Source organism: Polaromonas sp. P3_B4 (genome assembly GCF_056402835.1).
Map to the genome: position 1 here is coordinate 1,770,363 of NZ_JBFUGQ010000001.1, position 25,881 is coordinate 1,796,243.

Sequence of the window (25,881 nt, forward strand, 5' to 3'; positions counted from 1 at the left end):
CGCACCCAGCTTTTCGTTAGGTTGTGAAAAAGGGGCTACGCGAGCCCCTTTTTCGCGTCTGGCGCAGAGCCGAAAACTATCAGGCGGCTGCGTTTTCCACTTCCACGAACTCATCCGAGCTCTCAGCCGAAACCGCCTTGACGACGTCGTTCACGGCATTGGCGCGGCCTTCGATGATCGCGTCGGCGATACCGCGGGCGTACAGGGCGACAGCCTTGGAGGAGTCGTCATTGCCGGGGATCACGTAGTCGATGCCGATAGGCGAGTGGTTGGAGTCAACCACGCCGATCAGGGGAATGCCGAGTTTCTTGGCTTCCAGGATCGCGATTTTGTGGAAGCCCACGTCGATCACGAAAATGGCGTCCGGCAGGGCGTTCATGTCCTGAATGCCGCCGATGTCTTTTTCAAGCTTTTCGATTTCGCGCTTGAAGGTGAGCTGTTCTTTTTTGCTGATGGAATCAAGGCCGGCTTCCTGCTGGGCCTTCATTTCCTTCAGGCGCTTGATGGAAGTCTTGACCGTCTTGAAGTTGGTCAGCATGCCGCCCAGCCAGCGCTGGTCAACATAGGGAACACCGGCGCGCTTGGCTTCGGTGGCGACGATGTCGCGAGCCTGGCGCTTGGTGCCTACCATCAGGATGGTGCCGCGGTTGGCAGACAGCTGCTTCGCGAACTTCATCGCTTCCTGGTACATCGGAAGCGACTTTTCCAGGTTGATGATGTGAATACGGTTGCGATGGCCGAAGATGTAAGGGGCCATCTTGGGGTCCCAGAAGCGGGTTTGGTGTCCGAAATGAACGCCTGCTTCCAGCATTTCGCGCATAGTGGTCGACATAGGAATACTCCAAAAGGTTGTGTCTAAAATCAGCGCTTATCGTCCCGTTGGCCTCTTTCGAGATTTCCGGGGCAACACCTTGAGTGGCTGATTTGCGATTTGCCTTGCAAACAACAAAATCGTCATTTGCAAAGCCTGTCGAGTATAACACCCTCCTGACCCATGAGCCAGATACCCCCCTCAGGCGACCTCGATGCCACTCGCCAGGCCATGACCGCCGGTCAGACCTCCCCCCAGCGGGTTTTCGAACAGGCCCTGGCCACGGCCCAAAGTGACGCCTGCCGCCACGTTTTCATGCCGGGGAGCCCAAACCTCGCCGGAACGGCGGAAAACCCCGTTTCGAACGCTGCAGGCCTTCCGCTTGCCGGTATCCCGGTATCGGTCAAGGACCTGTTCGACGTGGCAGGCCACACCACCGCAGCCGGATCCACCGTACTGGCAGGCGCCGCGCCTGCCGCAGAAGATTGCCCTGCCGTGGCACGTCTGCGCGCTGCCGGCGCCACGTTCATGGGGCGTACCAACATGGTCGAGTTCGCCTTCTCCGGCGTCGGCATCAACCCGCACTACGGCACACCCGTCAACCCGGCCGACCCGAAGGTGGCGCGTATTCCCGGGGGCTCGTCCTCCGGTGCGGCAGTCTCGGTGGCCACGGGTGCGGCACTGGTCGGGCTCGGCTCCGACACCGGCGGATCGATCCGTATCCCGGCGGCGCTTTGCGGCATCGTCGGCTTCAAAAGCACCGCGCGCCTGGTGCCCACGCAAGGCGCCCTACCCTTGTCCACCAGCCTGGACACCGTGTGCGCCCTGACCCGTTCAGTGCGCGACGCAGTCACCGTGCATGAAGTCCTGGCGGCACGCAAGGTCCAACTGGCCGGCAAACCGCTCGCCTCCTGTCGCCTGGCCGTTGCCCGCACCGTGATGCAGGACCACCTGGACAACACCGTCGCCGAGGCGTTTGGGCGCAGCCTGCGAATCCTTCGCCAGGCGGGCGCGCATATTGAAGAAATCGACCTGGAAGAGATCGGCGAGCTGGCCGCCATCAATGCCACCGGCGGCCTCTCGGCGGCGGAAAGTTATGCCTGGCACCGCACGCTGATCGCCAGACACCAGGCCGAATACGACCCGCGCGTGGCCTTGCGCATTCTGCGCGGCACCGGCATGAGTGCGGCCGACTACATCGACCTGCTGGCCGCCCGCAAGGCCTGGGTGGCCCACATGGAAACATGCCTGCAAGGCTTTGACGCCGTGCTCTCGCCCACCGTCCCCATCGTCGCGCCGCCGATCGCCGGTGTGCTGGATGACGATGCCGAATTTTTCCGGGTCAACGGCCTGCTGCTGCGCAACACCTCCGTGGTGAACATGCTCGACGGTTGCGCCATTTCCCTGCCCTGCCACACGCCCGGCCAGTTGCCCGTGGGCCTGATGCTCTGGCATGCGGCGCTGCATGACGACGCGGTGCTGGACCTGGCCCTGCAGGTGGAAGCCACCCTGGCGAATCCGCTATAAAAACGATAGCTGCTTGCGCTAATCCTCATTGGCCTCAAAGCCTTTTTCTTATAAAAATGTACAAAAAAATTACCTCAACCCCGCGCCCCGTGCCTGCCCCACCTGACCGCGGGAGCATCGCATGAGGGTTGCCGTCATTGGCGCCGGCATCATCGGCATCACCACCGCTTACGAGCTGGCCCTGGACGGCCACGAGGTCACCGTCTTCGAACGGCGCGGCGCGGCGGCCGAGGAAACCAGCTTTGCCAACGCCGGCCTGGTAGCGCCCGGCTACGTCACGCCCTGGGCTGCCCCCGGCATGCCGGGCAAGGTCATCAGCCATCTTTTCAGCCGCCACGCGCCGGTCAAGCTCGGCCTGCCACTGTCGGCCCGCGACCTGGCCTGGATGTGGAAATGGTTTCGCGCCTGCAAGCTCGAAACCTATCTGGCCAACCGCGCGCGCATGCAGCGCCTGGCTTTTTACAGCCGCGAAAGGCTGCACCACCTGACGGCCGAACTGGAGCTCGAGTACGACGGCAGCCCCGGCTACATGGTGCTGCTGCGCTCTGAAAAAGACGCGAAGCTGGTGCAGCCGGGCCTGGCCGTGCTGCGCGATGCCGGCGTGGTATTCAAGGAAATCGGCCCCGACGAGGTGCGCAAGATCGAGCCGGCACTGAGCCCCGACACCGACTTCCTGGGCGCCGTGCACCTGCCGAACGACGAGGTGGCCAATTGCCGCCAGTTTGCCCTGCTGCTGAAGAACGAAGCCCAGCGCATCGGCGTTAATTTTGAATTCAATACGGCTGTAGCCCAATTGGAACGGGCGCAACCAGCTAGCATTTTGATATCGGGCGAAGCCAGCCCCCGCGGCTTCGACCATGTGGTCATGTGCGCCGGCCTGGCGTCTGCGGAACTCCTGAGGCCGCTGGGCCTGAAGATTCCCATGGCAGCGGTTTATGGTTACTCCATCAGCGCGCCGATCCGCGAACCGCTGAACGCACCACGCAGCGCACTGATGGACGAGCGCTACAAGGTCGCAATTTCCCGCCTGGGCAACCGCGTGCGCGTGGCGGGCAGCGCCGAAATCGGCGGCACGCTTGAAAGCAAACGGGCATCGTCCATCCAGACGCTGTACAAGGTGCTGCACGACTGGTTCCCGGGTGCGGCCCAGCTCTCCAACACCGGCGCCAGCGTGCAGGAATGGAAAGGCGCCCGGCCCATGCTCCCCGACGGTCCGCCCATCATCGGCGACAGCGGCATTCCCGGCCTCTGGCTCAACCTGGGGCATGGCTCCAGCGGCTGGGCCCTCAGCTGCGGCAGCGCGCGGGCGCTGGTCGACCTGATGGCCGGCAAAAGCGCGGACATCGACATGGAAGGCCTGGGCATCGCCCGCCTGGGCTGAAACCACCCCGCGGCTACGCCCAAAGCCCGGCCTGCCGGGCTTTTTACTTTGCGGGGCCGCACAATCGGGCCATGCGAAAAATTTCCAGCGCCCGCAGCGAGCCACTTCACAGTGTGGCGGCCTCGCGTGAACTTGAACGGCATGCCGCCGCCGGGCTGCCGCCCCACACGCTGATGCAGCGAGCCGGCCTCTCGGTGGCGCGCCTGGCGCTGGCCCTGGCGCCGCATGCGCAGCGCATCTGGATCGCCTGCGGGCCAGGCAATAACGGCGGCGACGGTTTTGAGGCCGCCATGCATCTGCACCAATGGGGCAAAACAGTGGTCGTAACCTGGACCGGCCTGCCCGCCGGAAAAACCAGCCTGCCGCGCGACGCCCATGCCTCGCGCGAGCGCGCCATCGCCGCGGGCGTGCCCATGGCGGCGCAACCGCCCGATGATTTTGATTTCTGCATCGACGCCCTGTTGGGCATAGGCGGCGCGCTGGACCCTGAGCGCCCAGGCACGGCCTTAATCCTGGAGTGGCTGGCGCGAATGCAAGCCGGCAGTGCGCCGCGGCTGGCGGTGGACGTGCCGACCGGCCTGGACGCGGACACCGGGTCTGCTACACATTTGATAGCTGCTTGCGCCCATTCACCGGACGCTACGGCCATTTTTACCTTAAGCCTTTTAACCTTGAAGCCGGGGCTGTTCACCGCCGGCGGCCGGGATTGGGCGGGCCAGGTCTGGTTTAACGATCTCGGCGTCCATGAGACGCAGGCTGCAACACCAGGCCAGACCGACGCCTGGTTGCTGGGCGCCGACCGGGCCGGCCAGCCGCCCCGGTCAGCCAACGCGCATGCCAGCCACAAGGGCAGCTTTGGTGACGTGGCCGTGCTCGGGGGAGAGTCCGCCGCCCACAGCCATATGGCGGGCGCCGCGCTGCTGGCGGCGCGGGCCGCCCTGCATGCCGGCACCGGCCGGGTATTTGTGGCGCTGCTCGGCAAGCCAACCATCGCAGTCGACCCGCAACAACCGGAGCTGATGTTCCGCGCGCCCGAGGCGCTGGACCTCGCACAGCAGGTGGTGGTGTGCGGCTGCGGCGGCGGCGAGGCCGTCAGGGCCATGCTGGCCAGGGTGCTGTCGACAGCCAGGCGGCTGGTGCTGGATGCCGATGCGCTCAATGCCATTGCAGGGGACACGCAGTTCCAGGCGCAGCTCATTGCACGTCACGGCCGCGGCTACCGCACGGTGCTGACACCGCACCCGCTGGAAGCCGCCCGGCTGGCCGGAACCACAGCGGCCGCGGTTCAATCCGACCGGCTGGCTTCGGCCCGGCAGCTTGCCGAACGGTTTCAGTGTGTGGTGGTGCTCAAGGGCTCAGGAACGCTGATCGCGGCGCCGGGCCGCAGCAGCGCCATCAACAGCACCGGCAACGCCCTGCTGGCCACGGCCGGCACCGGCGACGTGCTGGCGGGCATGGTGGGCGCACGGCTGGCGGCCGGGCTGGAGGCTTTCGACGCCGCCTGCAGCGCCGTGTTTGCACATGGCCGCCTGGCCGATGACTGGGCCGCCCAGGCCCCGGGTATGGCCCTGACGGCGTCGGAACTGGCCCGTGCACAAGGCCATCACAAGTGACCTGCGCGGCAGATGGCAGATGAGGCCGATGAGGCCTTACACCAGGATCATCAGCGCGATTTGAATCAGGACGATGAGCACCAGCGCGGACAAATCCACGCCGCCCACCGTGGGGACCACGCGGCGCAGGGGTGCCAGCAAGGGCTCGGTCAGGCGCCCCAGCAAACCATACGCGGATGATCCCGGCTGCACCCACGAGAGGATGGCAAAACCGAGCACCAGGATGAACAGGGTTTGCAGCGCCACCCGGATCAGCATCTTCAGCGCAAAGGACAGCAGCGTCAGCAATACGACAGGCGCAGCCCCGGCAGTCCACACGGTACCCCCCAACAGCAGGCCAAACAACAGGCCCCACAGCAACGCATAGGCCACTGCCAGCAACACGGCCGCCAGAATGCTGGCCCAGTCCACCCGGGACTGCATCACCGGCCTGGGCAGCACGCGGCGCAAGGGCTTGACCAGCCAATCGGTCACGGCCATCACAAAACGGCCGGGCTGGGCCGTCATGTTGACCCGGACCCAGTTCATCCAGGCTCGCAGCAAAGCCGCTGCAATCAACAGGAAGAACAGCGTTTCAAGCAGGAAGGCCAATACGCGTATCAGCATGGGCGGCGTGCCTTATGCGCAGGGAACACAGTCGGGAAAAAGGGTTTGAACTGAAATCTCATGGTGTCCCGATGCCTAACGGCGCGGCTTCTTGCCCTGCTTGCGGCCCGGCGGATTGCCTGCCGCCTTCTTGACAGCCGCCTTGAGGGCCTGGATGGGCGATTTGGGCGCCCTTTCACTGCTGCTGGCGCCGCGGCTGGCTGTGCCGCCGCCGCGGCCGCCTGAGCGCGACTCCGAGCGTTTTCCAGCGCCTTTGCTGCCCGCCTTGCCGCTTCGGGGCTCCGCCGCATGGCGCGAGGCGCCGCGTTCCTGTACAGGCAGTTCCGCCGCATGGCCGCCTGTCTTGTCCTTCATGGCGCGTCCGACCAGGTCCTGGCCCTCGTTCACCAGGCGGAAGTCGATCTTGCGGCCGTCCAGGTCCACCCGGCTGACCTGCACCCGCACCCGCGTGCCGATGGCATATCGGATGCCGGTGCGCTCGCCGCGCAGTTCCTGGCGAGCTTCGTCGAAGCGGAAGTATTCGCCACCCAGCTCGGTGATGTGCACCAGACCTTCGACGTACATCGCATCCAGTGTGACAAAAATGCCGAAGCCCGTGGCCGCGGTGACGACGCCACCGAATTCCTCACCGAGATGCTCGCGCATGTACTTGCACTTAAGCCAGGCTTCCACGTCGCGGCTGGCTTCGTCGGCGCGGCGTTCGTTGGCGCTGCAGTGCAGGCCGGCCGCCTGCCAGGCGAGTTCGTCGGCGCTGGCTTTTTTCGGTTTTTGCGTTGGTTCCTTGACGCGCGCGGCCAGGCGTTTGGACAGCTTGGCCTCAGCCTCGCCCGGCGTGGGCAGGGTCGGGAGCTGGTACTTGGCCTTGTTCAGCACAGCTTTGATGACGCGGTGCACCAGCAAATCGGGGTAGCGCCGGATCGGGCTGGTGAAGTGCGTGTAAGCCTCGTAGGCCAAACCGAAGTGGCCGCTGTTCATCGGCGTATAGATTGCCTGCTGCATGGAGCGCAGCAGCATCGAGTGGATTTGCTGTGCGTCAGGCCGGTCCTTGGTGGCCAGCGCGATCTTCTGGAATTCGCCGGGCGCCGGGTCATCGGTGATGGTCATGCCGATGCCGGCCGCCTTCAGGTAGTTGCGCAGCATCTCCTTCTTCTCGGGCGTTGGGCCTTCGTGCACACGGTACAGGCCCACGTGCTTGCTTTGCGAGATGAAGTCCGCCGAGCAGACGTTGGCCGCCAGCATGGCTTCTTCAATCAGCCGGTGCGCCACGTTGCGGGTGCGGGGGACGATTTTTTCAATCCGGCCTGCTTCGTCGCAAACAATCTGGGTCTCGGTGGTTTCAAAATCCACCGCGCCGCGTTCGCCACGCTCCTTGAGCAGCGCCTGGTACACGTCGTGCAGGTCGAGCAGGTGCGGCACCAGCGCCTTGCGCTGCGCAGCTTCAGGGCCGCGTGTGTTGGCCAGGATGGCGGCGACCTCAGTGTAGGTAAAGCGCGCCTGGCTGAACATCACCGCCGGGTAGAACTGGTAGGCGTGGACCTCGCCCTTGGCATTGACCAGCATGTCGCAGACCATGCACAGGCGCTCGACATTCGGGTTGAGCGAGCAAAGGCCATTCGACAATTTTTCCGGCAACATGGGAATCACGCGGCGCGGAAAATACACGCTGGTAGCGCGGTCGTAAGCGTCGATGTCGATGGCGCTGCCGGTTTCCACATAGTGGCTCACGTCGGCAATCGCCACCAGCAGGCGCCAGCCTTTGCCGCGGCCCACTTTGGCGGGCTCGCAATACACGGCGTCGTCAAAGTCGCGGGCATCTTCGCCGTCGATGGTGACCAGCGGCACGTCCGTCAGGTCAACGCGGTGCTTTTTGTCGGCAGGCCGCACGGCGTCCGGCAGGGTTCGGGCCAGGGCCAGCGCTTCGTCGCTGAATTCATGCGGCACGCCGTACTTGCGCACCGCGATCTCGATTTCCATGCCGGGGTCGTCGATCTCGCCCAGTACTTCCTTGACGCGGCCCACAGGCTGGCCGAACAGCGCCGGCGGCTCGGTGAGTTGCACCACCACCACCTGGCCGGCCTTGGCCGTGCCGGTAGCGCCCTTGGGGATCAGGACGTCCTGGCCGTAGCGCTTGTCTTCGGGTGCAACCAGCCAGACGCCGCTTTCCTGCAGCAGGCGGCCGATGATGGGATTCGAGGATCGTTCAACGATTTCCGTGACGCGGCCCTCGGGCCGGTTTTTGCGGTCGTGCCGCACGATGCGGGCCTTGACGCGATCCTTGTGCAGGACTGCACGCATCTCGTTGGGCGGCAGGTAAATATCTGCTTCGCCGTCATCGCGCAATACGAAACCATGGCCGTCTCGGTGGCCGGAAACGGTGCCCTCGAATTCAGCGAGCAAACCGGATGAATGGGCGGACGATCCGCCCGGATGGGAGTGAGTTGTTTTGATAGAAAGTCTCTTTTCGTTGGAGGCTGCCGGGTTTAAGTATGCAGCCGAAATATTTCAGGAAAATTTGAGGGGCCGAGCCTGAGAAAGCATTGAAGTAATGGTACACTGCTAGCTGTGCCCGGGTGGCGGAATTGGTAGACGCGCACGGTTCAGGTCCGTGTATCGCAAGATGTGGAGATTCGAGTTCTCTCCCGGGCACCAGATACACCAAACAGCTTCTCCAGACTCTTAAACTGACTCTGGAGTAAAGCAAGATTAAAGCCACTGTGACCCAGTGGCTTTTTTTGTGGCCGGGCCTCTTCTTCAGGCCCGGTTTAGCGTCCGCAGTATCGTTAATCAAACAGGCACGGCAACCAGGTCATGGCCCTGGGTTCCGACAATGCGGGCCCGGGTGAATTCGCCGACTTTCAGCGTCTTGCTGATTTTCTCGGGCGGTAACAGCTTGACGATGCCGTCGATCTCCGGCGCATCGGCATAAGAGCGCCCGGTGCCACCCTTTCGGCCTAGCGCCGGCGCCGAATCCACCAGCACCTGCATGGTTGCACCTATGCGCTGCTGCAGTTTCTGGCTGGACACCGCTTCGGCCACGGCCATGAAGCGGGCGCGCCGCTCTTCACGCAACGCCAGCGGCAGCATACCGGGAATATCGTTAGCCGTCGCACCTTCTACCGCGCTGTAGGCAAAGCAGCCTGCACGGTCGATTTTGGCCTCGCGCATGAAGTCCAGCAGATGGTCGAACTCTGCTTCCGTCTCGCCGGGAAAACCGGCGATAAAGGTGCTGCGAATCACAATTTCAGGGCAGATTTCGCGCCAGCGCGCAATGCGCTCAAGGTTCTTCTCGCCGCTGGCTGGCCGCTTCATGCGCTTGAGCACATCCGGATGACTGTGTTGCAACGGTACATCCAGATAAGGCAGCACCTTGCCGGTGGCCATCAGCGGCAGCACTTCGTCCACACTTGGGTACGGATACACATAATGCAAGCGCACCCAGGCGCCATACGGCTCGGCGATCTCGCCCAGTGCCTGCACCAGTTCCAGCATGCGCGTCTTGAGAGGCTTACCATCCCAGAAGCCGGTGCGGTATTTCACATCGACGCCGTAGGCCGAGGTGTCCTGGCTGATCACCAGCAATTCCTTCACGCCGCCTTCAAACAGGGCGCGCGCTTCGTTGAGCACGTCTCCGATAGGCCGCGACACCAGGTCGCCGCGCATGGACGGGATGATGCAGAAGGTGCAGCGGTGATTGCAGCCTTCGCTGATCTTCAGGTAGGCGTAATGCTTGGGCGTCAGCTTGATGCCGGCAATGCCAAAGGCATTCGGCACCAGGTCCACGAAAGGATCATGCGGCTTGGGCAGGTTCAGGTGCACCGCGTCCATCACCTCCTGTGTGGCGTGCGGGCCCGTCACGGCCAGCACGCTCGGGTGCATCTGGCGCACCAGGTTGCCACCGCCCTCGCCCGCCTTGGCGCCCAGGCAGCCCGTGACGATGACCTTGCCGTTTTCGGCCAGCGCCTCGCCGATGGTGTCCAGGCTTTCCTTGACCGCGTCGTCGATGAAGCCACAGGTGTTGACGATGACCAGGTCCGCACCTTCGAAGGTCTTGGAGGTCTGGTAGCCCTCGGCGCTCAATTGCGTGAGGATCAGCTCGGAATCGGTCAAGGCCTTGGGGCAGCCCAGGCTGACAAAGCCGACGCGCGGCGCGGGCTTGGTGTTTACGGAAACAGGTGGGGAAATAACTTCGCTCATGGGGTGTATTGTCTCAGGTCCCTGATTTCCAGGGACCACCAGAGATTCAACCCCTGGCTTTTAACTCAACGTTTCAGGCCGAAAGCCTGCAGCATCTGCTCGCTCTGCTTTTGCATCTGCTCCTGCATTTGCGTAAAAACGGTTTTGGATTGCTCCACGTAATTGCCCATCATGCCCTGCATCATGGGTGACTGCGCATTCATGAACTGCGCCCACATTTCGGGGCTCAGCCCTTTGGACTGCTCGGCCATCTTGACCTGCAGGTCCATAAAACTCTGCACGTTCTTCTCGAGGTAAGCGCCCATGAAGCTCTGCATCGCATTGCCGTAAAAACGGATGATGTTGGCCAGCACGGCTTCGGTAAACATCGGCGCACCGCCGGTTTCTTCTTCAAGGATGATCTGCAGCAGGATGCTGCGCGTCAAGTCTTCATTGGTCTTGGCATCGCGCACCACAAAATCGGCACTGTCCATCACCAGCTGGCGGACTTCCGTGAGCGTGATGTAGGCCGATGTCTCGGTGTCGTACAGCCGGCGATTCGGGTACTTCTTGATCACACGTGAAGCCGCAGCCTTACCGGCAGCCCGGCCGCTTTTGGCGCCGGAAGTGCCGTCGGCAGAGGCGTCGCCCTGTGAAGGCGGCATGCCGGATGACGGGCTGGTGGATTTGCTTTTTGGCACTGATTTCTCCTCTGAATGACGACCGGCGTCGAAACGCCGGGACTCAATACATTCTAGGAATTCTGATGTACTCAATCCCCTTGGTTTACCCTGTGTGCCAGTCCGCATTACAAAGAATGCAGATCTGGATCAGGAACCGTCGAGGGAATTGGTAGGCGCGATTGGACTCGAACCAACGACCCCCACCATGTCAAGGTGGTGCTCTAACCAGCTGAGCTACGCGCCTAAGGACTGTTCGAAGCTCGTATTGTAGCAAAGCAAAACGGCTATCTTGCTTCGCCCCGAAAATTTGCCGAAAAAAGTCCTGCAGCCGGGTTCAACGTCTCCGCGCGGACCGCACGCCGGGCACTTCGGCCACGATGCCCAGCACCTGGTTCAGTCGGCCTGACTGCGCCACTTCCACCGTGAAGGTCATCCAGGCCGTGCCGCCGCGGTTGTCTTTCACCGACTGTGTCTGCACACCGATGACGTTCATCTTTTCCTTGGCGAATACTTCGGAGATATCGCGCAGCAGCCCCTGGCGGTCGGCGGCTTCCACCGCCACATCCACCGGATACACCGCACCGTCTGCGGTTTTGGGCGAGTTCCATTCAACCTCAATCACGCGGTCAGGACTGCCACTCGCCATGTTGCGGAAGTTGCTGCAATCGCTGCGGTGAATGCTGACGCCCTTGCCCTTGGTGACGAAGCCGAGGATTTCATCGGGCGGGGCGGGCTTGCAGCACTTGGCGAGCTGGGTCAACAAGGAACCCATGCCCACCACCAGCACACCGCCATTGCCTTTTTTGGCATTCGGGTTGGGCGCACGCGCCTTTTTGGCCAGCACGTAGTCGTCCTGGCTCATGGCCGGCTCGGGCGGCCTGAGCATGTTTTCGATCGTGCGCAGGGACAACTCGTCCTTGCCCACCACCTCGAACAAATCATCCGCCGTCTTGAATCCGAGCTGCACCGCCAGGTCGTCCAGCTTCATGGACGTCTTGCCTTCTCGCTGCAGCAGTTTTTCAACCGCTTCGCGGCCCCTGGCAACCGTCTGCTCCATCGCCAGCGCGTTGAACCAAGCGCGCACTTTTGACTTCGCGCGGTGACTGCACAAAAAGCCCAGTTCCGGGTTAAGCCAGTCGCGCGACGGCCCGCCCTCCTTGACGGTGATCACCTCGACCGTCTGGCCGTTTTGCAGCGGGGTGTTGAGCGGTACCATCACGCCGTCAAGGCGCGCGCCGCGGCAGCGATGCCCCAGGCTGGTGTGCACGCTATAGGCGAAGTCCACCGTGGTCGCGCCCTGCGGCAGCTCCACGATGGCCGCGTCCGGCGTCAGCACATAGATGCGGTCTTCAAAGAGCCCCTGCTTGTCATCACGCGCTCGCTGGGCAGCTGGCCCCGAGAGATCGCGCTCCCAGGCCAGCAACTGCCGCAGAACAGCAATCTTGGCGTCGTACTCGCTGCTGGCCGACACGCCCGCGTAGCCTTTGGCCCCCGCCTCCTTGTACGCCCAGTGCGCGGCCACGCCGTGCTCTGCGTGGTCATGCATGGCCTGCGTGCGCACCTGGATCTCCACCGCCCTGCCCGCGTCATCGCGCACCACGGTGTGCAGCGACTGGTAGCCATTGGTCTTGGGTTTGGCGATGTAGTCGTCAAACTCGCCGTCCACCGGCGTAAAGCGCGAATGCACGAAGCCCAGCGCCGCATAGCAGCCCTTCACGTCGGCGGCAATCACGCGCAAGGCACGGATATCAAACACCTGCTCGAAGTCGAGCGACTTGCCGCGCATTTTTTTAACGATGCTGTAGATGTGCTTGGGCCGGCCCTGCACCAGCGCGGCAATGCCGTTCTGGTTCAGTTCGCGCTCCAGCTGCGCACGCAAGGCCTCCATGAAGCCTTCGCGCTCCACGCGTTTTTCATCCAGCAGGCGGGCCGTCTGCTTGTAGGTATCGGGCTCCAGGAAACGGAAGGCCAGGTCTTCCATTTCCCATTTGATCTGCCAGATGCCCAGGCGGTTGGCCAACGGTGCAAACACATGCAGCGACTCGTAGGCCAGCGACAGGGGCGCGGTCTGCCGGGTCGAGGCGTAGTGGCGCAGCGTCTGCAGGCGCGAGGCCAGGCGCAGCATCACCACCCGCAGGTCGCGCGAAAACGCCAGCAGCATCTTGCGAACGTTCTCGGTTTGCGCAGCCGGGTCGTCCAGCAGTTGCGCCTTGGCATTGGCCGAACGCGCCTGGCGCTGCACCTGCACCAATTTGGTGGTCTCTATCGCCAGCGCCGCGTAGTTGGCGCCGAAGGCCTTGGTGATCACTTCCTGCGGCTTGGTCAGGTGCTGGCAGGCATACACCAGGTAGGTGGCCGCCTGCATGGCTTCCGAGCCGCCTATGGTTTTGAGGATGGCCGCCACCGCATCAGCGTGCGCCAGGATGTTTTCGCCTGTGTCGTGCGTTTCACTGGCAATCAGGGGCTCGGCAAACGCCCGGGCACGGGCCAGCGCATGCGGCTGGTCCGGCAGGCTGTCGGCCGTGGCGGTCACGATGGAGGCATTCACCCCCTGGGAGGCTGCGGGGCTACCGGGCCCGACCACATTGCTTTTCATGAAACTTCAGTCAAATAGTTGCGAGGCTGGCAGTGCAGCATTGCGGCACTTACCCAGCATTACCCAATTCAATACCAGGGTGCTACCCAAGCAGGAAACCCGCCACGGCGGTCACCTGGTCCGCAGCCACCAGCGTGGGTGCATGGCCTACGCCGTCAAACTCCACCACGCGGGCGCGCGGGCCGCGGGCCGTCATGGCCTGGGCCGTCTGGGGGCTCAGCAAGTCCGACTGCTTGCCGCGAATCACCAGCGTTTCGGCCTTGATATTGTCGTAGAGCTGCCAGAGCACGGCTTCACCCTGGCGCGCGGAGTCCTCGGTCTCCTGCTTGAAAGGCACGGCGATGGCCGGGTCGTAATGCAGGCGCCACTTGGTATCGGCGGCGTCCGAGACGCGCCTGAGCATGGGACGCGACAGCGCCAACCACTGTTCGGGCGTGTGCGGGCCGAAACTCTGGGAAATCGCCCACATCGCATCGGCCGCCTCCTGCACCGACCCGAAGTGACCGGCCTGCCCCAGATAGGTGCCGATTCGCACGATTGCCTGCCACTGGATGGCCGGCCCGACGTCATTGAGCACCAGCCGGCGCACTGCCGTGGGCAAGGGCAGACCAGGCGTCCCACACACCGCCACGCCGATCAAGCCGCCCATGCTGGTACCCACCCAGTCCAGCGAAACCACGGGCGCCTGCACGTGCAGCTGGCCCAGCAGCGCCAGCATGTCGGCGGCATAGCTCCGCAGCTGGTAGCCCATGGGGTCTTTGAGCCAGTCGCTTTCCCCACGGCCCACCACATCGGGGCAGACCACGCGAATGCCGTCCGGCGCCTGCTCGCACAGCGTGCGCGCCAGTACATCAAAATCGCGCCCCTGCCGCGACAGGCCGTGCACGCACACCACGACGTGCGCGCTGTCCGGCCGGCCCCATTGCCAGTACGCCATGCGATGCCCGCCTGCGGCGTCCGGGCAATTTACGTAGTTCAGCGTAGGTTGGGTCATGGTGCGGCAGTTCAATTCAAAGGCTTGATAATTGCTTGAAAAATCGGTGATGCGCAGCCTGCACCGCGCGCTGTTCAGAATCCCAGCTCAACCATCGTAAATCATCCGGAGAAACATCATGCTCAAAGGTAAAACAGCCCTCGTCACCGGCTCGACCAGCGGGATCGGCCTGGGCATCGCCAAGGCGCTGGCAGCCCAAGGCGCCAACATCGTCATTAACGGCTTTGGCGACGTGGACGGTCCGAAGGCCGAGATCGAGGCGCTGGGTGTACGCGTGGCCTACCATGGGGCCGACATGAGCAAGGTCTCCGACATCGAGGACATGATGCGGTTTGCTGCCGCGCAATTCGGCCAGGTCGACATCCTCGTCAACAACGCCGGCATCCAGCACGTGGCCCGCATCGAAAACTTCCCCATCGAGAAATGGGACGCCGTGATCGCCATCAACCTGAGCAGCGCCTTTCATGCCAGCCGCCTGGCATTGCCTGCCATGCTGGCCGCCAATGGAGGCAAGGGCTGGGGACGCATCATCAATGTGGCGTCGGTCCACGGCCTTGTAGGCTCCGCCGAAAAGTCGGCCTACGTTGCCGCCAAGCACGGCATTGTGGGCCTGACCAAAGTCACCGCCCTCGAAAACGCCACCACCGGTGTCACCTGCAACGCCATCTGCCCCGGTTGGGTGCTGACGCCCCTTGTGCAAAAACAGGTGGATGCCAAAGCCGCGGCGGGCAACATCAGCAACGAGGCAGCCAAGCAGCAACTGCTGGGCGAAAAAGAGCCTTCGCTGCAGTTCACCACGCCCGAAGAGCTGGGCGCGCTGGCGGTGTTTTTCTGCTCACCGGCCGGCAACAATGTGCGCGGCGTGGCCTGGAACATGGATGGCGGCTGGGCGGCGCAGTAAACGTGTTTACAGCAGCCGGCTGACGTAGTCGCCAATCGCGAGCGAGCTCGTGAGCCCCGGTGACTCAATACCGAAGAGGTTCACAAGGCCGGCGACACCGTGATCACGCGGCCCCTGGATCAGAAAATCTTTAGCGGCTTCATGAGGCGCCTGGATCTTGGGACGCATGCCCGAGTAACCCGGCATGAGCGCACCGTCGGCCAATGCGGGCCAGTACTTGCGCACTTCGGCGTAAAAGGCATCGCCGCGCTTCGGGTCCACCACCAGGTCGTCGGGTGACTCGACCCACTGCACATCAGGGCCGAACTTGGCCTGGCCGCCCAGGTCGATGGTCAGGTGCACGCCCAGGCCGGCTGCTTCGGGCACGGGGTAGATCAGGCGGCTGAAGGGCGAACGGCCGGGCAAGGTGAAGTAGTTGCCTTTGGCGTAATGGCTGGGCGGCACATGCTGCGCCGGAAAACCTGCAAAGCGGCTGGCCAGGCGCTGGGCCTGCAGCCCGGCGGCGTTGACGACAGTCCTGGCCTGCAATTCCGTACCGTCTTTTGCTATTAAATTAATAGCTGCTTGCGCACACTCCGCATGGGTCAAGGGCGAATTGAGCACCACAAGTCCGCCAGCATTCTCAAGATCGCCCTGCAGCGCCAGCATGAGGCCGTGGCTGTCGACAATACCGGTGCTGGGCGAATGCAGCGCCGCCACGCATTCGAGTTGCGGCTCCATCGCCCGGGCTTCTTCGCGGGTCAGCAGCACCAGGTCGTTCACGCCGTTGGCGGCGGCCTTTTCACGGATGGCCTGCAGCTGCGCCACCTGAGCCTCGCTGGTCGCTACGATCAGCTTGCCGCAGCGCTTGTGGCCTATGCCGCGTTCCGCGCAGTAGTCGTACAGCAGGCCCTTGCCTTCCACACACAGCTGCGCCTTGAGCGAACCCTGTGGGTAGTAAATGCCGGCGTGAATCACCTCGCTGTTGCGCGAGCTGGTGCCTGTGCCTATCGCGTCGGCGGCTTCCAGCACAATCACCTCCCTGCCCTGCAAGGCCAGCGCACGCGCCACCGCCAGGCCCACCACACCCGCACCAATCACCACACAGTCGACCTGGTCCATATCAGACGCCCTCGAAACCTTCAATGACGTTGACGGCATTGGTGCCCAGCGCCGCGGCAGCGTAACCGCCTTCGAGCACAAATACCGTGGGCAACCCCAGCTTGCCCAGGCGCTCGCCCAGGCGAATAAAGTCGCCAGGCAGCAGCGCGAATTTGGAGATAGGGTCTTCGGCAAAGGTGTCCAGCCCCAGTGACACCACCAGCGCGTCGGCGCGGTGCTGCTTGATGCGCAGGCATGCCGCTTCCAGCGCCTCAAACCAGCGCAGCACCGTACAGCCGGCGGCCAGCGGCAGGTTCAGGTTAAAGCCCTCGCCCTCGCCCGCTCCGGTTTCATCGGCATGGCCCAGGTAGAACGGGTATTCAGTCAAGGGGTCGCCATGCAGGCTCACGAAAAGCACGTCAGCGCGGTCATAAAAAATGCTTTGTGTCCCGTTGCCGTGGTGGTAGTCCACGTCCAGCACCGCCACGCGCGCGGCGCCGCCGTCCCGAAACGCCTGGGCAGCGACCGCAGCGTTGTTCAGGAAGCTGTAGCCCCCCATGAAATCGGCCCCTGCATGGTGGCCCGGCGGACGGCTGCAACAGAACACGCCGCGCGCGGCGGACTGACCAGTCGCCAACAAGGCGGCAGCCCCAGCGGCGGCATCTGCACCGGCCTTGGCGGCCGTCCAGGTCCCCGCGGAAAGCGGTGATCCGTTGTCCATCGAATAAAGCCCCAGCCGTGCGGTGAAATTGAGGGGCTCCACATCGCTGCGCAAGGTACGCACGGGCCAGACAGAGGGAAAAGGCTGCCGCTGGTCGTTGCCCTCTTCAAGCGCCACCCAGTCGCGCCAGGCATGCTCGAGAAACGCCAGGTAGCGGGCGCTATGCACTTTGGCCAACAGCGCGCGGCTGTCGGCCTGGGGTGTGCGCAGCTCGTGGCCGCGCTCGCTCAGGCGGGCCTTGATGTATTCGGCGCGCGCCGGGGTTTCAAAGCACGGCACGCGCTCACCGCGGTAAAACTCAAACACAGGGGCATGGTCGTGGTGGCTGTCGCTGAAAAAAGTGAGCATGGTGGCGAATGGTTTGGTTCGTTCATGAAAAGGAGGTGATGGTGGTCACCCGAACAGCGCAGCGCGCCGCCATCAAAGTGTGCGCGGGTCGGTCTTCAGCAACACCTCGACCAATGAGCGCAACGTCGCCTTCAGCGGCCCGGCGCCCGGTGTCATCTCCAGCGTGGTTTCGTCCATGTACAGCTTGCGGTTGATCTCCAGCTGGATGCTGTGCCGGTGCCCGGCCGGGTTGCTGTAGCGGCGCACCAGTTCCACGCCTTTATAGGGGTGGTTATAGGCCACGCTGTAACCATGCGCGCGCAGGTGCTCACACACCAGTGTCGACAACGCCTTGCTGGCAGTTGTGCCTTCACGGTCGCCGACCACAAAGTCCGCATGCGCCTCACCCGGAAAATCGGTGGCGCTGCCCGAAGCCACTGCCGGCATGGAGTGGCAGTTGATGTGGATGCTGTAGCCGTGCTGCCGCCAGGCGGCGTCAATCGCCTGCGCCACGGCGGCGTGGTAGGGCTTCCAGCACTGCTCGATGCGCGCCTGGATTTCCGCCACTCCCAGTTTGCGGTCATACAGCGGCACGCCTTCGTCGGTGGTGCGCCAGATCAGCCCCTTGCCCAGGCGGACCTTGGACATGACCCGGGGATCGTCGTCTACCGGTTCGGGCCAGGGCGCATCCAGCAGGGACACATCCATTTCGGTGGTGTTGCGGTTGGCGTCCAGGTAGCTTCGGGGGAAATGCGCCTCAACCCAATGCGCACCCAACGCCGGCGCGAAGTCATACAGTTTTTCAACATGAGTGTCTTCGGCGCTGCGCAGCACGGCGAGCTCGCAGGCATGCCTGAAATCAGCCGGATACATCGTCCCGCTGTGCGGGGAATCAAGAACCAGCGGAGTGCTTCCGGGCAGGCAGGTAATGGAGGGCATGCCCTGACTTTAGCAGCAGCACATTGGCAAACCAGCGGTAGCGTCCCCGCGGTTCAGCCCCTTCGCAAACTTCCGTTTGTCCTACAGCGTTTTAACTTTTAGCCTCACAACGGCGTGTGGGTACGACCCTTAAATTTCACAGCGGAAAGCCAATCAAGCCGCTTTTTCCAGACGAAAAAGTGCATTCCGAAATTTCAGCCATTGAAGGAAACACCATGCCATCCTTGACCCGCAAACTCTCCGCAACCGTGCTGGCCGCCGCTGCCCTGGCTGCGGCCGCAGGGGCCAACGCCCAAAGCGGTTCGACATCGTCCAACACCACGTCCAGCAGCAATTATTCGTTTTACGCACCGGGCTCGCGCTATTTCGGCCTGAACGTGGGCAGCTCAGACTTTTCCCTGCCAAGCGGTGCCGGCGGTTTTCCTTCCGACAACAGGGACACGTCGTACAACATCTACGGCGGCAGCTATTTCAACAACAACTTCGGACTGGAACTGGGCTATACCGATTTCGGCAAGATCAACCGTGGCGGCGGGCAGACCGATGCAGAAGGCATCAACCTGAGCCTGGTCGGCCGTTTGCCAATGAGCAACTCGTTCAACCTGCTGGGCAAGCTGGGGACGACCTATGGACGCAGCCACGTGTCCGCTGCACCTGCGTCCGGCATTGCCACAGGCAGCGAAAGCAATTGGGGCGTGTCGTACGGCCTGGGTGCCGAATGGGCATTCACCCCTACCTTGTCGGCGGTGCTGCAGTGGGACGAACATGACATGAAGTACCCCGGTGGCGGCAAGGAACGCCTCAGTACCACCAGCATAGGCCTGCGTTACCGCTTCTAGACCGTTGTGGCAGCGTAGCCACCAGCCCAAAGCCCGCATGCCTTTCACGGCATGCGGGCTTTTTCACATTTTCGCTTCATGCATTCACTATCAATTTCATAGCTGCTTGCGCCCGTTCTTCTTTGCTTTCAAGCACTTTTTTCTTATAAAACCGCGGGCAGATGTGGTGCCAGCATCTCCTGCAACAGCCAGGTTCCGGCACGGCCCAGGGGGCGCTGGCGTGACCACACGGCGTCCACAGGCACCCTGCGCGGCCAGCCGCGTGCATGAAGTTCAACCAGTTTGCCGGTCGCAAAGCGCGTCACCATCCAGCGTGGAATGGCCGCCCATCCAAAACCCAACACCGCCATTTCCAGCAGCATGAGGTAGCTGGGAGCAGACCACGCGCGGCGCGACTGGCGCGCCCCATGCGAGCCCCGGCCTCCCTGGGCCCCCTGCTCCATCTCTATATAGGTATCCAGCCGCAGTTCCCTGAAATTGGCCAGAACGTCGGGCGTGATGTCTTTCATGCTGGCCAATGGGTGGGCGGTGGCCACAAACAGCGTGATTTCAGACTGCTCGGCAATCGTGGCCGAACCGATGTCGGGCGGATAGGCGCCTTGGGCGGCTACCACGCCAATGTTTGCCCGCCCTGTTTGCACCAACGACACCAGGTCGCCGTGTTCGGCAATCAGGCATTCAAACTCCAGGTCGGGAAAGCTTTTCTCAAAAGCCGAAAGCATTTCTTCAAACCGGTCAGACTGGTAGGTATCTGACCAGACCACGCTGAGCCTGGGCTCCAGGCCTCCCCCAAGCTGGCTGGCGGTGCGGTCAAGCCGGTCGCTGGCCGCCAGGATTTCCTGCACCTTGCCCAGCATGACCCGTCCGTGTTCCGTCAATGCCGGCTTTCGGCTGCTCCGGTCAAACAGGTTCAAGCCAAGGTCGATTTCCAGATTGGCAATCGCACTGCTCACTGTTGACTGGCTTTTTCCCAGCTTGCGGGCCGCGGCCGAGAACGAACCTAGGGTCGCAGCCTCGGCAAAAGCGGTCAAGGCTTCCGGGGAATGGCGCATGGCGGTCTTCTATCTATTTTTTCGATGATTATTGATTTTAATGTATTCGAAATAACGATGAAAATACCGTCATGACAGTAAGGCATCTCGCCTCAACGGTCGGTAAATCATTTAGAACGCGCGTCATGAGCCTCCAAAAATCCCTGAAAGAACGTTTTTTCCACGCCCTCGGCTTTGAAATTCTGGCCATTGCCATCTGCGCGCCGCTCGGCACCTGGCTCCTCGGTTATTCGCTGGCGCACATGGGCCTGCTGACCCTGATGGTTTCGCTGATGGCGATGAGCTGGAACATGCTGTTCAACGTCCTGTTTGACCGGGCGCAGCGCCGCATGGGCTTTCAGCGCACCCTGGCGGCGCGTGCCGTGCATGCCGTGCTGTTTGAAATCGGCCTGATCATCGCGGTGGTTCCGCTGGCGGCCTGGTGGCTGGACATCGGCCTGTGGGAAGCCTTTGTACTGGACATTGCGATCGTGCTGTTCTTCCTGCCCTATACCTTCTGCTTTAACTGGGCTTACGACCATGTCCGCTCACGGGTGGTGGCGCGCCACGCGCGCAAAGCCCAGATGGCCAGCCGTACGGCCGGCGGGCAGCAGCCGGCGCCCGCGCTGCTTTGTGCAGCGCCCGCCGGCAAGTGTCTTACTTCATCTGCACAGAGCCCGACACGATGACCAATACCGTGCTCTTGCCGGCTTCCACAGGCACTGATGCATCGGCCATTTCGGCCTTGGCCGACATTGCCATCATGCGGGGACGCGGTGGAGAGCCCTGGTCGTTGGCATTCACCGAGACTTCGCGCAGCGAGTAGCCGGCAAAACCAAAACTGCGCGCCACCTCGCTGGCTTTGGCCTTGAAACGCTCAATCGCGAGCGCCTGTGCCTCGCCCTCGACTTTGGCGCGCTGCTCCCGGCTCAATGCAAAACTGACGTTGCCCATGGTCAGGGTCTGGATCTTGCCCGCCGTGCTGGTGATGCGCGGGAAGTCCTTGCCTTCCAGCACCAGTTCGGTGGAGCCCTGCCAGCCATTGATCTTGCCGTCTTTGCCATAGCGCGGATACAGGCTGAAATTCCCGGTGCGCACGTCCATCTGTCCGGGCACTGCCGCCTGCTTGGCCTGGGTCAGCGCGGTCTCAAGCGCCTGCCTGAGCTGGCTTTGCACGACGCCTGCGTCAACACCGTCACGGGTTGTGGTCAATGAAATCGACAACAGGTCCTGCTGCACCTCCACCGAGCCGCTGACCGATAACTGGGCCACGTTCTGCAGGGATTCGTGGAAGTTGGTCTGGGCCATGGCATGGCTACCCAGCACTGCGCCTGCCAACAGGACACACAAAGCGATCGATTTTGGAGCTCGCATCAGAATTACCTTTCGGGGTGGTGAATTTCAGCCGCTTCTGGCTAAAAAAGACAAGCGTGAAATGGAGGGGAAAATCGCGGTGAACATCCGGAACGCTGCAAATCAAGCAGCCTGTTCACCGCAAGTAACCAGGCGCATTCGCCCGGTATTGCTCTTGCAAAGGCCCGCCAGCGCGGTGCCCGGGGAGCGGCCGATTATTTTTACATGTGTTTTTTCAATCGAATGTAGGCGCATTGCCATAGTCAACACGCACACTTGCATGTGGCCGCAACTTTTGTAACAGTGTGTCAAACCGACTGAAAAATGCGACATCCCGCCTTTTCAGCCTTCAAAATGGCTCTGTTACAAATTACCAGATGACTATGACCCAAGCTCAACCCAACGCCCGTGCCGACAAAATCCTGATCCTTGATGACGATGCCCGCATTCGCGATCTACTGCGCCGCTACCTGGCCCAGGAAGGTTTTGAGGTCATCCTCGCCGAAGACAGCAAAGCGCTGAACCGCATCATGCTGCGCGACGCCGTCGACCTGATCGTCCTGGATTTGATGATGCCCGGCGAAGACGGCCTTTCCATCTGCCGCCGCCTGCGCGCCGCCAATGACCGTACGCCCATCATCATGCTGACCGCCAAAGGTGAGGACGTGGACCGCATTGTCGGCCTGGAGGTCGGCGCCGACGATTACCTGGCAAAACCGTTCAATCCCCGTGAATTGCTCGCCCGCATCCACGCCGTGCTGCGCCGCCGGCCGACGGCCGAAGTGCCGGGTGCGCCGTCCAGCGACCAGGAAGTGATTACCTTTGGGCCGTTTTCCTTCGATATGGGCTTGCGCACCCTGCACAAGAACGGCGAAGAGCTGCCGCTGACCACCGGCGAATTCGCCATGCTGAAAACCCTGGTGCGCCACCCGCGGCAGCCGCTGTCCCGCGAAAAACTGGCACAACTGGCACGCGGGCGCGAATTCGAGCCCTTTGACCGCAGCCTGGACGTGCAGGTATCGCGTTTGCGCAAACTGATCGAAGTGGACGCAGCGGTGCCCCGCTACATTCAGACGGTCTGGGGTATTGGCTACGTGTTTGTGCCGGACGGCACGAACTAGCCCCCACGCTTTTCACTGCGCCTTCGGCTTCGTGTAATGCGCTGCCCCCGAGGGGGCCGCCCGCCTGCAGTCCGGCAAAGCCGGCCCTGCGGCTCATGCTGGTAAAAACATGTGCTCCCACTGTGCCCGCTGGAATTTTTCAACCCAGCATGAGCCGCGGAACTGGCTTTGCCAGGCCGCAGGCGGGCGGCCCCCTCGGGGGGCAGGGAGCCACACGAAGTGAGCGAGCGTGGGGGCCTGTATGGCGCGCCAGCAACAGGCGGCAACAGCTTGCCTGCCGCTGCCCAGCTGTATCGTGCTAACGTCCATTTTTGGCCCGCGCTTTGCGGTATGCACTGATCTCCTATGGACGCTACCAACCCAGTTCCCCTCGAAACCGCCCCGGCCCCGCTGGAAATGCGCCCGCGCAGGGGTTTCAGCCTGTTCTGGCGGACCTTCTTTTTCCTGGCGCTACTGCTGTTCGGCTCCATCGTTGCCTGGCTGCAGACCTTCCGGGCACTCGAATCCGAGCCGCGGGCCATCCAGAGTGCGCAGCAACTGGCCTCGCTGGTCAACCTCAGCCGCGCCGCGCTCCGCTATTCCGACTCCATCGCCCGCGTATCGCTGATCAAGACCCTGGCGGACGAGGAGCGCGTACGCATCACGCCGCGCGAGCCCAAGGACAAGTACGAGCTTTTTGAAAGCGATGAACTCGGTGAACGCACGGCCGAAGAGCTGAAGACACGGCTGGGTGCCGGCACTGTGGTGGCCAGCAGCGTCAACGGCCAGAAGGGCCTGTGGGTGGGCTTTACTATCGACGGCGATGCGTACTGGCTGCTCACTGACCCCTCCAAGATCGGGCCCTCACGCAACAGCACCTGGATCATCTGGCTCATCACGGCTGCAGCGCTGTCGCTGGCCGGGGCAGCCTTTATCGCACGCCTGATCAACCGGCCGCTCAAGCAGCTGTCGTTCGCGGCCAGCCGAATGCGGGACGGCGACTTCGATGCCAGCCTGCTCGATGAAAAAGTGGCGACCAGCGAAATCCGTGAGGTCAACATCGGCTTTAACCGCATGGCCGAGCAGCTGTCCAAAATCGAGCAGGACCGGGTCATCATGCTGGCGGGGATTTCCCATGACCTGCGCACCCCGCTGGCCCGGCTGCGCCTGGAAACCGAGATGAGCGTCACCGACATGGATGCGCGCGAGCACATGGCCGCAGACATCACCCAGCTGGACGCCATCATCGACAAATTCCTCGACTATGCCCGGCCCGAGCCACCGCGGCTGGAACGGGTTTCACTCAATGCGGTAGTCGATGCCGCCGTGTACGCCATCGCCGACTATGAAGACATGCGGGTCACCGTCACCATCCCGGACGATATGGCCGTGCTGGCCGACGAGGTCGAGCTGTCGCGCGTGATTTCAAACCTGCTTGAAAATGCCAGGCGCTACGGCAAGACGCCCGAAACCGGCATTGCCTTGGTTGATATTGCGGCCAAAGGCCGTGACCAGTGGGTGCTGATCAAGGTACGGGATCACGGCATGGGCGTGGCGCCCGAAACCTTGTCCAAGCTCACCCGCCCGTTTTTCCGGGGAGACGCCGCACGCACCGCCGCCACCGGCGCGGGCCTGGGTCTCGCGATTGTCGAAAAGACGATTCACCGCATGGGCGGCGTGTTTGGCCTGGCCAACACAGGCTCCGGCGGGCTCGCCGCGCATATCAAGCTGCGCAGGAGCTGATTCCCCCTGCGGACGGTTGCCCGGCTCCGCAGCCGGCCTCAAAGGGAAATCACCTCTCCGACCAGGCAGGCCGTGCGCGAGAAGCTATCAAAACGATAGCACTAGAAAAGCAGAACAACAGCCCGGGCTTCCATGCTCAGGCCCTGTCCTACCGGGCCGAGCTTTTCGGCGGTCTTGGCCTTGACGTTCACCTGTCCCACTTCCAGCGCCAGCACTTCTGCGATGCGTGTCCGCATTGCCGCAATGTAAGGCGCAAGTTTGGGCGCCTGCGCAATGACCGTGCTGTCGATGTTGCCGATCTTGTGGCCGCGCTCTGCCAGCAAGCGCCCGACCTCTGCCAGCAAGACGGTCGAATCAGCGCCCTTGAAGCGCGCGTCGGTGTCCGGAAAATGCGAGCCGATGTCGCCCAGCCCGGCAGCGCCCAGCAACGCATCGGTGATTGCGTGCAACAGCACATCGGCGTCCGAATGGCCAAGCAAGCCGACGGTATGGGGAATGTCCACACCACCGATGATGAGCTTGCGCCCAGGCACCAACGCGTGGGTGTCCCAGCCTTCACCGATTCGAAAGTTCAAGGTGGTCATCGTCGGGCCTTGCGTGAATGGAATTGCGTGATTGAGTAGCAGCCATGAGCTATTTTCTGCGCCGCTCGAGAATAGCTTCCGCTAGCGCGAAATCCTCCGGATAGGTCACTTTGAAGTTCTGCGCACTCCCACTGACCAGCCGGGGAGAAAGCCCTGCCGCCTCCATGGCACTGGATTCATCCGTGACAGCGTCTCCGGCGCGCTCCAGCGCATCGATCAGCGCGCCGATACGAAACATTTGCGGCGTTTGCGCCAGCCATTTGTCGCTACGGTCCACAGTGGCGGCCACGCGGCCGTCCCGTTCGGTTTTAAGCGTGTCCGGCAGCTTTTGAGCCAGCAGGCCGCCCACGGAATCATTGCGGCATTCATGGATCAGGGCCTTGATCTGCCCGGCTGTGACCAGGCAGCGCGCCGCATCGTGCACCAGCACCCAGTCGGTCAGGGCCGCGCCGCCGGGTTTCCGCGCCACCATCGCTTTGAGGCCGTTCAGCACCGTGGCCGCACGGGTCAGTCCGCCACCAACCGACAGGGTTTCGTTCGCGTTGCCGAAATCGGGAAACACCTTCAAAAAATCGTCATCCGACGGGGAAATGACCACCCACAAACCGGTGAAAGTGCCTGGAAGCGCCCGAAAAGCCTCTACGGTATGGCGGACCATAGGGATGCCGTCAATCATCTGGTATTGCTTGGCTTGAGGGGTTCCGGCCCGGCTACCTTGCCCCGCACAGGGAATCAGCACAAAAAAACGGGGTTCGGAACGGTTATTGGCAGGGCTTGTCGTCATAACTTCATCATAGATTCTAAAATCGATGCTTGAACGCATGCAGGCACCCCACTCCGGATGGTTTGGGGTGTCTGGCTTTTGTCGTTTGGATTTTG

Annotated in this window: 22 protein-coding genes and 2 tRNA genes; 9 read left to right on the forward strand and 15 right to left on the reverse strand. The window is 62.7% G+C overall.

What is annotated here, in order from left to right; translation table 11 throughout:
* Positions 1-79 precede the first annotated feature (79 nt).
* Positions 80-832, reverse strand: a complete 753-nt coding sequence (gene rpsB, locus AC1DVV_RS08535; RefSeq protein WP_457280556.1) for a 30S ribosomal protein S2 — start codon at positions 830-832, stop codon at positions 80-82.
* 162 nt (positions 833-994) lie between these two features.
* On the opposite strand from rpsB, the gene AC1DVV_RS08540 reads away from it, so the two are divergent.
* The 3 genes from AC1DVV_RS08540 (at position 995) to AC1DVV_RS08550 (ending at position 5,332) form a co-directional block, all read left to right on the forward strand.
* On the forward strand, positions 995-2,338 hold the full coding sequence (locus AC1DVV_RS08540; RefSeq protein WP_457280555.1) for an amidase: 1,344 nt from the start codon (positions 995-997) through the stop codon (positions 2,336-2,338).
* 121 nt (positions 2,339-2,459) lie between these two features.
* Positions 2,460-3,719 (forward strand): D-amino acid dehydrogenase, encoded by a 1,260-nt coding sequence (locus AC1DVV_RS08545; protein ID WP_457280554.1) that lies wholly within the window; start codon positions 2,460-2,462, stop codon positions 3,717-3,719.
* A 71-nt stretch (positions 3,720-3,790) separates the two neighbouring features.
* Complete coding sequence (locus tag AC1DVV_RS08550; protein WP_477702627.1) at positions 3,791-5,332, forward strand: NAD(P)H-hydrate dehydratase; 1,542 nt, start codon at positions 3,791-3,793, stop codon at positions 5,330-5,332.
* 36 nt (positions 5,333-5,368) lie between these two features.
* Here AC1DVV_RS08550 and AC1DVV_RS08555 read toward each other — a convergent pair whose 3' ends face one another.
* Together AC1DVV_RS08555 and rnr are read right to left on the reverse strand one after the other, a co-directional pair.
* Entirely contained in the window at positions 5,369-5,938 is a 570-nt protein-coding gene (locus AC1DVV_RS08555) for a YggT family protein (RefSeq protein ID WP_457280552.1), read from the reverse strand.
* Between the two features lie 75 nt (positions 5,939-6,013).
* Positions 6,014-8,335, reverse strand: coding sequence for a ribonuclease R (gene rnr, locus AC1DVV_RS08560; RefSeq protein WP_477665849.1), 2,322 nt, complete (start codon positions 8,333-8,335; stop codon positions 6,014-6,016).
* A 167-nt stretch (positions 8,336-8,502) separates the two neighbouring features.
* On the opposite strand from rnr, the gene AC1DVV_RS08565 reads away from it, so the two are divergent.
* Positions 8,503-8,587, forward strand: a tRNA-Leu gene (locus tag AC1DVV_RS08565).
* Positions 8,588-8,722: 135 nt separating this feature from the next.
* Here AC1DVV_RS08565 and rimO read toward each other — a convergent pair.
* The 5 genes from rimO to AC1DVV_RS08590 all read right to left on the reverse strand — a co-directional run bounded on the left by rimO (position 8,723) and on the right by AC1DVV_RS08590 (position 14,384).
* Entirely contained in the window at positions 8,723-10,132 is a 1,410-nt protein-coding gene (gene rimO / locus AC1DVV_RS08570) for a 30S ribosomal protein S12 methylthiotransferase RimO (protein WP_477702626.1), read from the reverse strand.
* Positions 10,133-10,197: 65 nt separating this feature from the next.
* The gene (phaR, locus tag AC1DVV_RS08575) at positions 10,198-10,776 is read right to left on the reverse strand and encodes a polyhydroxyalkanoate synthesis repressor PhaR (RefSeq protein WP_457280980.1); all 579 of its coding nucleotides are present in this window, start codon (positions 10,774-10,776) and stop codon (positions 10,198-10,200) included.
* Positions 10,777-10,961: 185 nt separating this feature from the next.
* Positions 10,962-11,038 (reverse strand) — tRNA-Val (locus tag AC1DVV_RS08580).
* A gap of 90 nt (positions 11,039-11,128) precedes the next feature.
* Positions 11,129-13,390: a RelA/SpoT family protein gene (locus tag AC1DVV_RS08585; protein WP_457280549.1), complete on the reverse strand. Its 2,262-nt coding sequence runs from the start codon at positions 13,388-13,390 to the stop codon at positions 11,129-11,131.
* Positions 13,391-13,472: 82 nt separating this feature from the next.
* Complete coding sequence (locus tag AC1DVV_RS08590; protein ID WP_477665848.1) at positions 13,473-14,384, reverse strand: alpha/beta fold hydrolase; 912 nt, start codon at positions 14,382-14,384, stop codon at positions 13,473-13,475.
* A 118-nt stretch (positions 14,385-14,502) separates the two neighbouring features.
* Here AC1DVV_RS08590 and AC1DVV_RS08595 point away from each other — a divergent pair, with 118 nt between their 5' ends.
* Positions 14,503-15,285 (forward strand): 3-hydroxybutyrate dehydrogenase, encoded by a 783-nt coding sequence (locus tag AC1DVV_RS08595; RefSeq protein ID WP_477702625.1) that lies wholly within the window; start codon positions 14,503-14,505, stop codon positions 15,283-15,285.
* Positions 15,286-15,291: 6 nt separating this feature from the next.
* Here the strand turns inward: AC1DVV_RS08595 and AC1DVV_RS08600 are convergent, their stop codons facing one another.
* The 3 genes from AC1DVV_RS08600 to AC1DVV_RS08610 all read right to left on the reverse strand — a co-directional run bounded on the left by AC1DVV_RS08600 (position 15,292) and on the right by AC1DVV_RS08610 (position 18,352).
* Entirely contained in the window at positions 15,292-16,386 is a 1,095-nt protein-coding gene (locus AC1DVV_RS08600; protein WP_477702624.1) for an NAD(P)/FAD-dependent oxidoreductase, read from the reverse strand.
* 1 nt (position 16,387) lies between these two features.
* Entirely contained in the window at positions 16,388-17,434 is a 1,047-nt protein-coding gene (locus AC1DVV_RS08605; RefSeq protein ID WP_477665845.1) for a histone deacetylase family protein, read from the reverse strand.
* 72 nt (positions 17,435-17,506) lie between these two features.
* Entirely contained in the window at positions 17,507-18,352 is an 846-nt protein-coding gene (locus AC1DVV_RS08610) for an N-formylglutamate amidohydrolase (RefSeq protein WP_457280544.1), read from the reverse strand.
* 215 nt (positions 18,353-18,567) lie between these two features.
* Between AC1DVV_RS08610 and AC1DVV_RS08615 the strand changes: the two genes are divergently transcribed.
* Positions 18,568-19,191, forward strand: coding sequence for an outer membrane beta-barrel protein (locus tag AC1DVV_RS08615; RefSeq protein WP_457280543.1), 624 nt, complete (start codon positions 18,568-18,570; stop codon positions 19,189-19,191).
* 143 nt (positions 19,192-19,334) lie between these two features.
* On the opposite strand, the gene AC1DVV_RS08620 is transcribed toward AC1DVV_RS08615, so the two are convergent.
* Positions 19,335-20,243, reverse strand: coding sequence for a LysR family transcriptional regulator (locus AC1DVV_RS08620; protein ID WP_477702630.1), 909 nt, complete (start codon positions 20,241-20,243; stop codon positions 19,335-19,337).
* Between the two features lie 125 nt (positions 20,244-20,368).
* On the opposite strand from AC1DVV_RS08620, the gene AC1DVV_RS08625 reads away from it, so the two are divergent.
* The gene (locus tag AC1DVV_RS08625) at positions 20,369-20,911 is read left to right on the forward strand and encodes a multidrug/biocide efflux PACE transporter (protein WP_457280541.1); all 543 of its coding nucleotides are present in this window, start codon (positions 20,369-20,371) and stop codon (positions 20,909-20,911) included.
* Here AC1DVV_RS08625 and AC1DVV_RS08630 read toward each other — a convergent pair.
* Complete coding sequence (locus tag AC1DVV_RS08630; RefSeq protein WP_457280540.1) at positions 20,880-21,596, reverse strand: SIMPL domain-containing protein; 717 nt, start codon at positions 21,594-21,596, stop codon at positions 20,880-20,882. The genes AC1DVV_RS08625 and AC1DVV_RS08630 overlap by 32 nt on opposite strands.
* Before the next feature lie 362 nt (positions 21,597-21,958).
* On the opposite strand from AC1DVV_RS08630, the gene ompR reads away from it, so the two are divergent.
* Complete coding sequence (gene ompR / locus AC1DVV_RS08635; RefSeq protein ID WP_007866319.1) at positions 21,959-22,696, forward strand: osmolarity response regulator transcription factor OmpR; 738 nt, start codon at positions 21,959-21,961, stop codon at positions 22,694-22,696.
* 345 nt (positions 22,697-23,041) lie between these two features.
* Positions 23,042-24,418: a sensor histidine kinase gene (locus tag AC1DVV_RS08640; RefSeq protein ID WP_457280539.1), complete on the forward strand. Its 1,377-nt coding sequence runs from the start codon at positions 23,042-23,044 to the stop codon at positions 24,416-24,418.
* A 101-nt stretch (positions 24,419-24,519) separates the two neighbouring features.
* Here AC1DVV_RS08640 and ispF read toward each other — a convergent pair whose 3' ends face one another.
* Together ispF and ispD are read right to left on the reverse strand one after the other, a co-directional pair.
* Positions 24,520-25,002, reverse strand: coding sequence for a 2-C-methyl-D-erythritol 2,4-cyclodiphosphate synthase (gene ispF / locus AC1DVV_RS08645; protein WP_477665840.1), 483 nt, complete (start codon positions 25,000-25,002; stop codon positions 24,520-24,522).
* Between the two features lie 49 nt (positions 25,003-25,051).
* The gene (gene ispD / locus AC1DVV_RS08650; protein WP_477665839.1) at positions 25,052-25,786 is read right to left on the reverse strand and encodes a 2-C-methyl-D-erythritol 4-phosphate cytidylyltransferase; all 735 of its coding nucleotides are present in this window, start codon (positions 25,784-25,786) and stop codon (positions 25,052-25,054) included.
* Positions 25,787-25,881 lie beyond the last annotated feature (95 nt).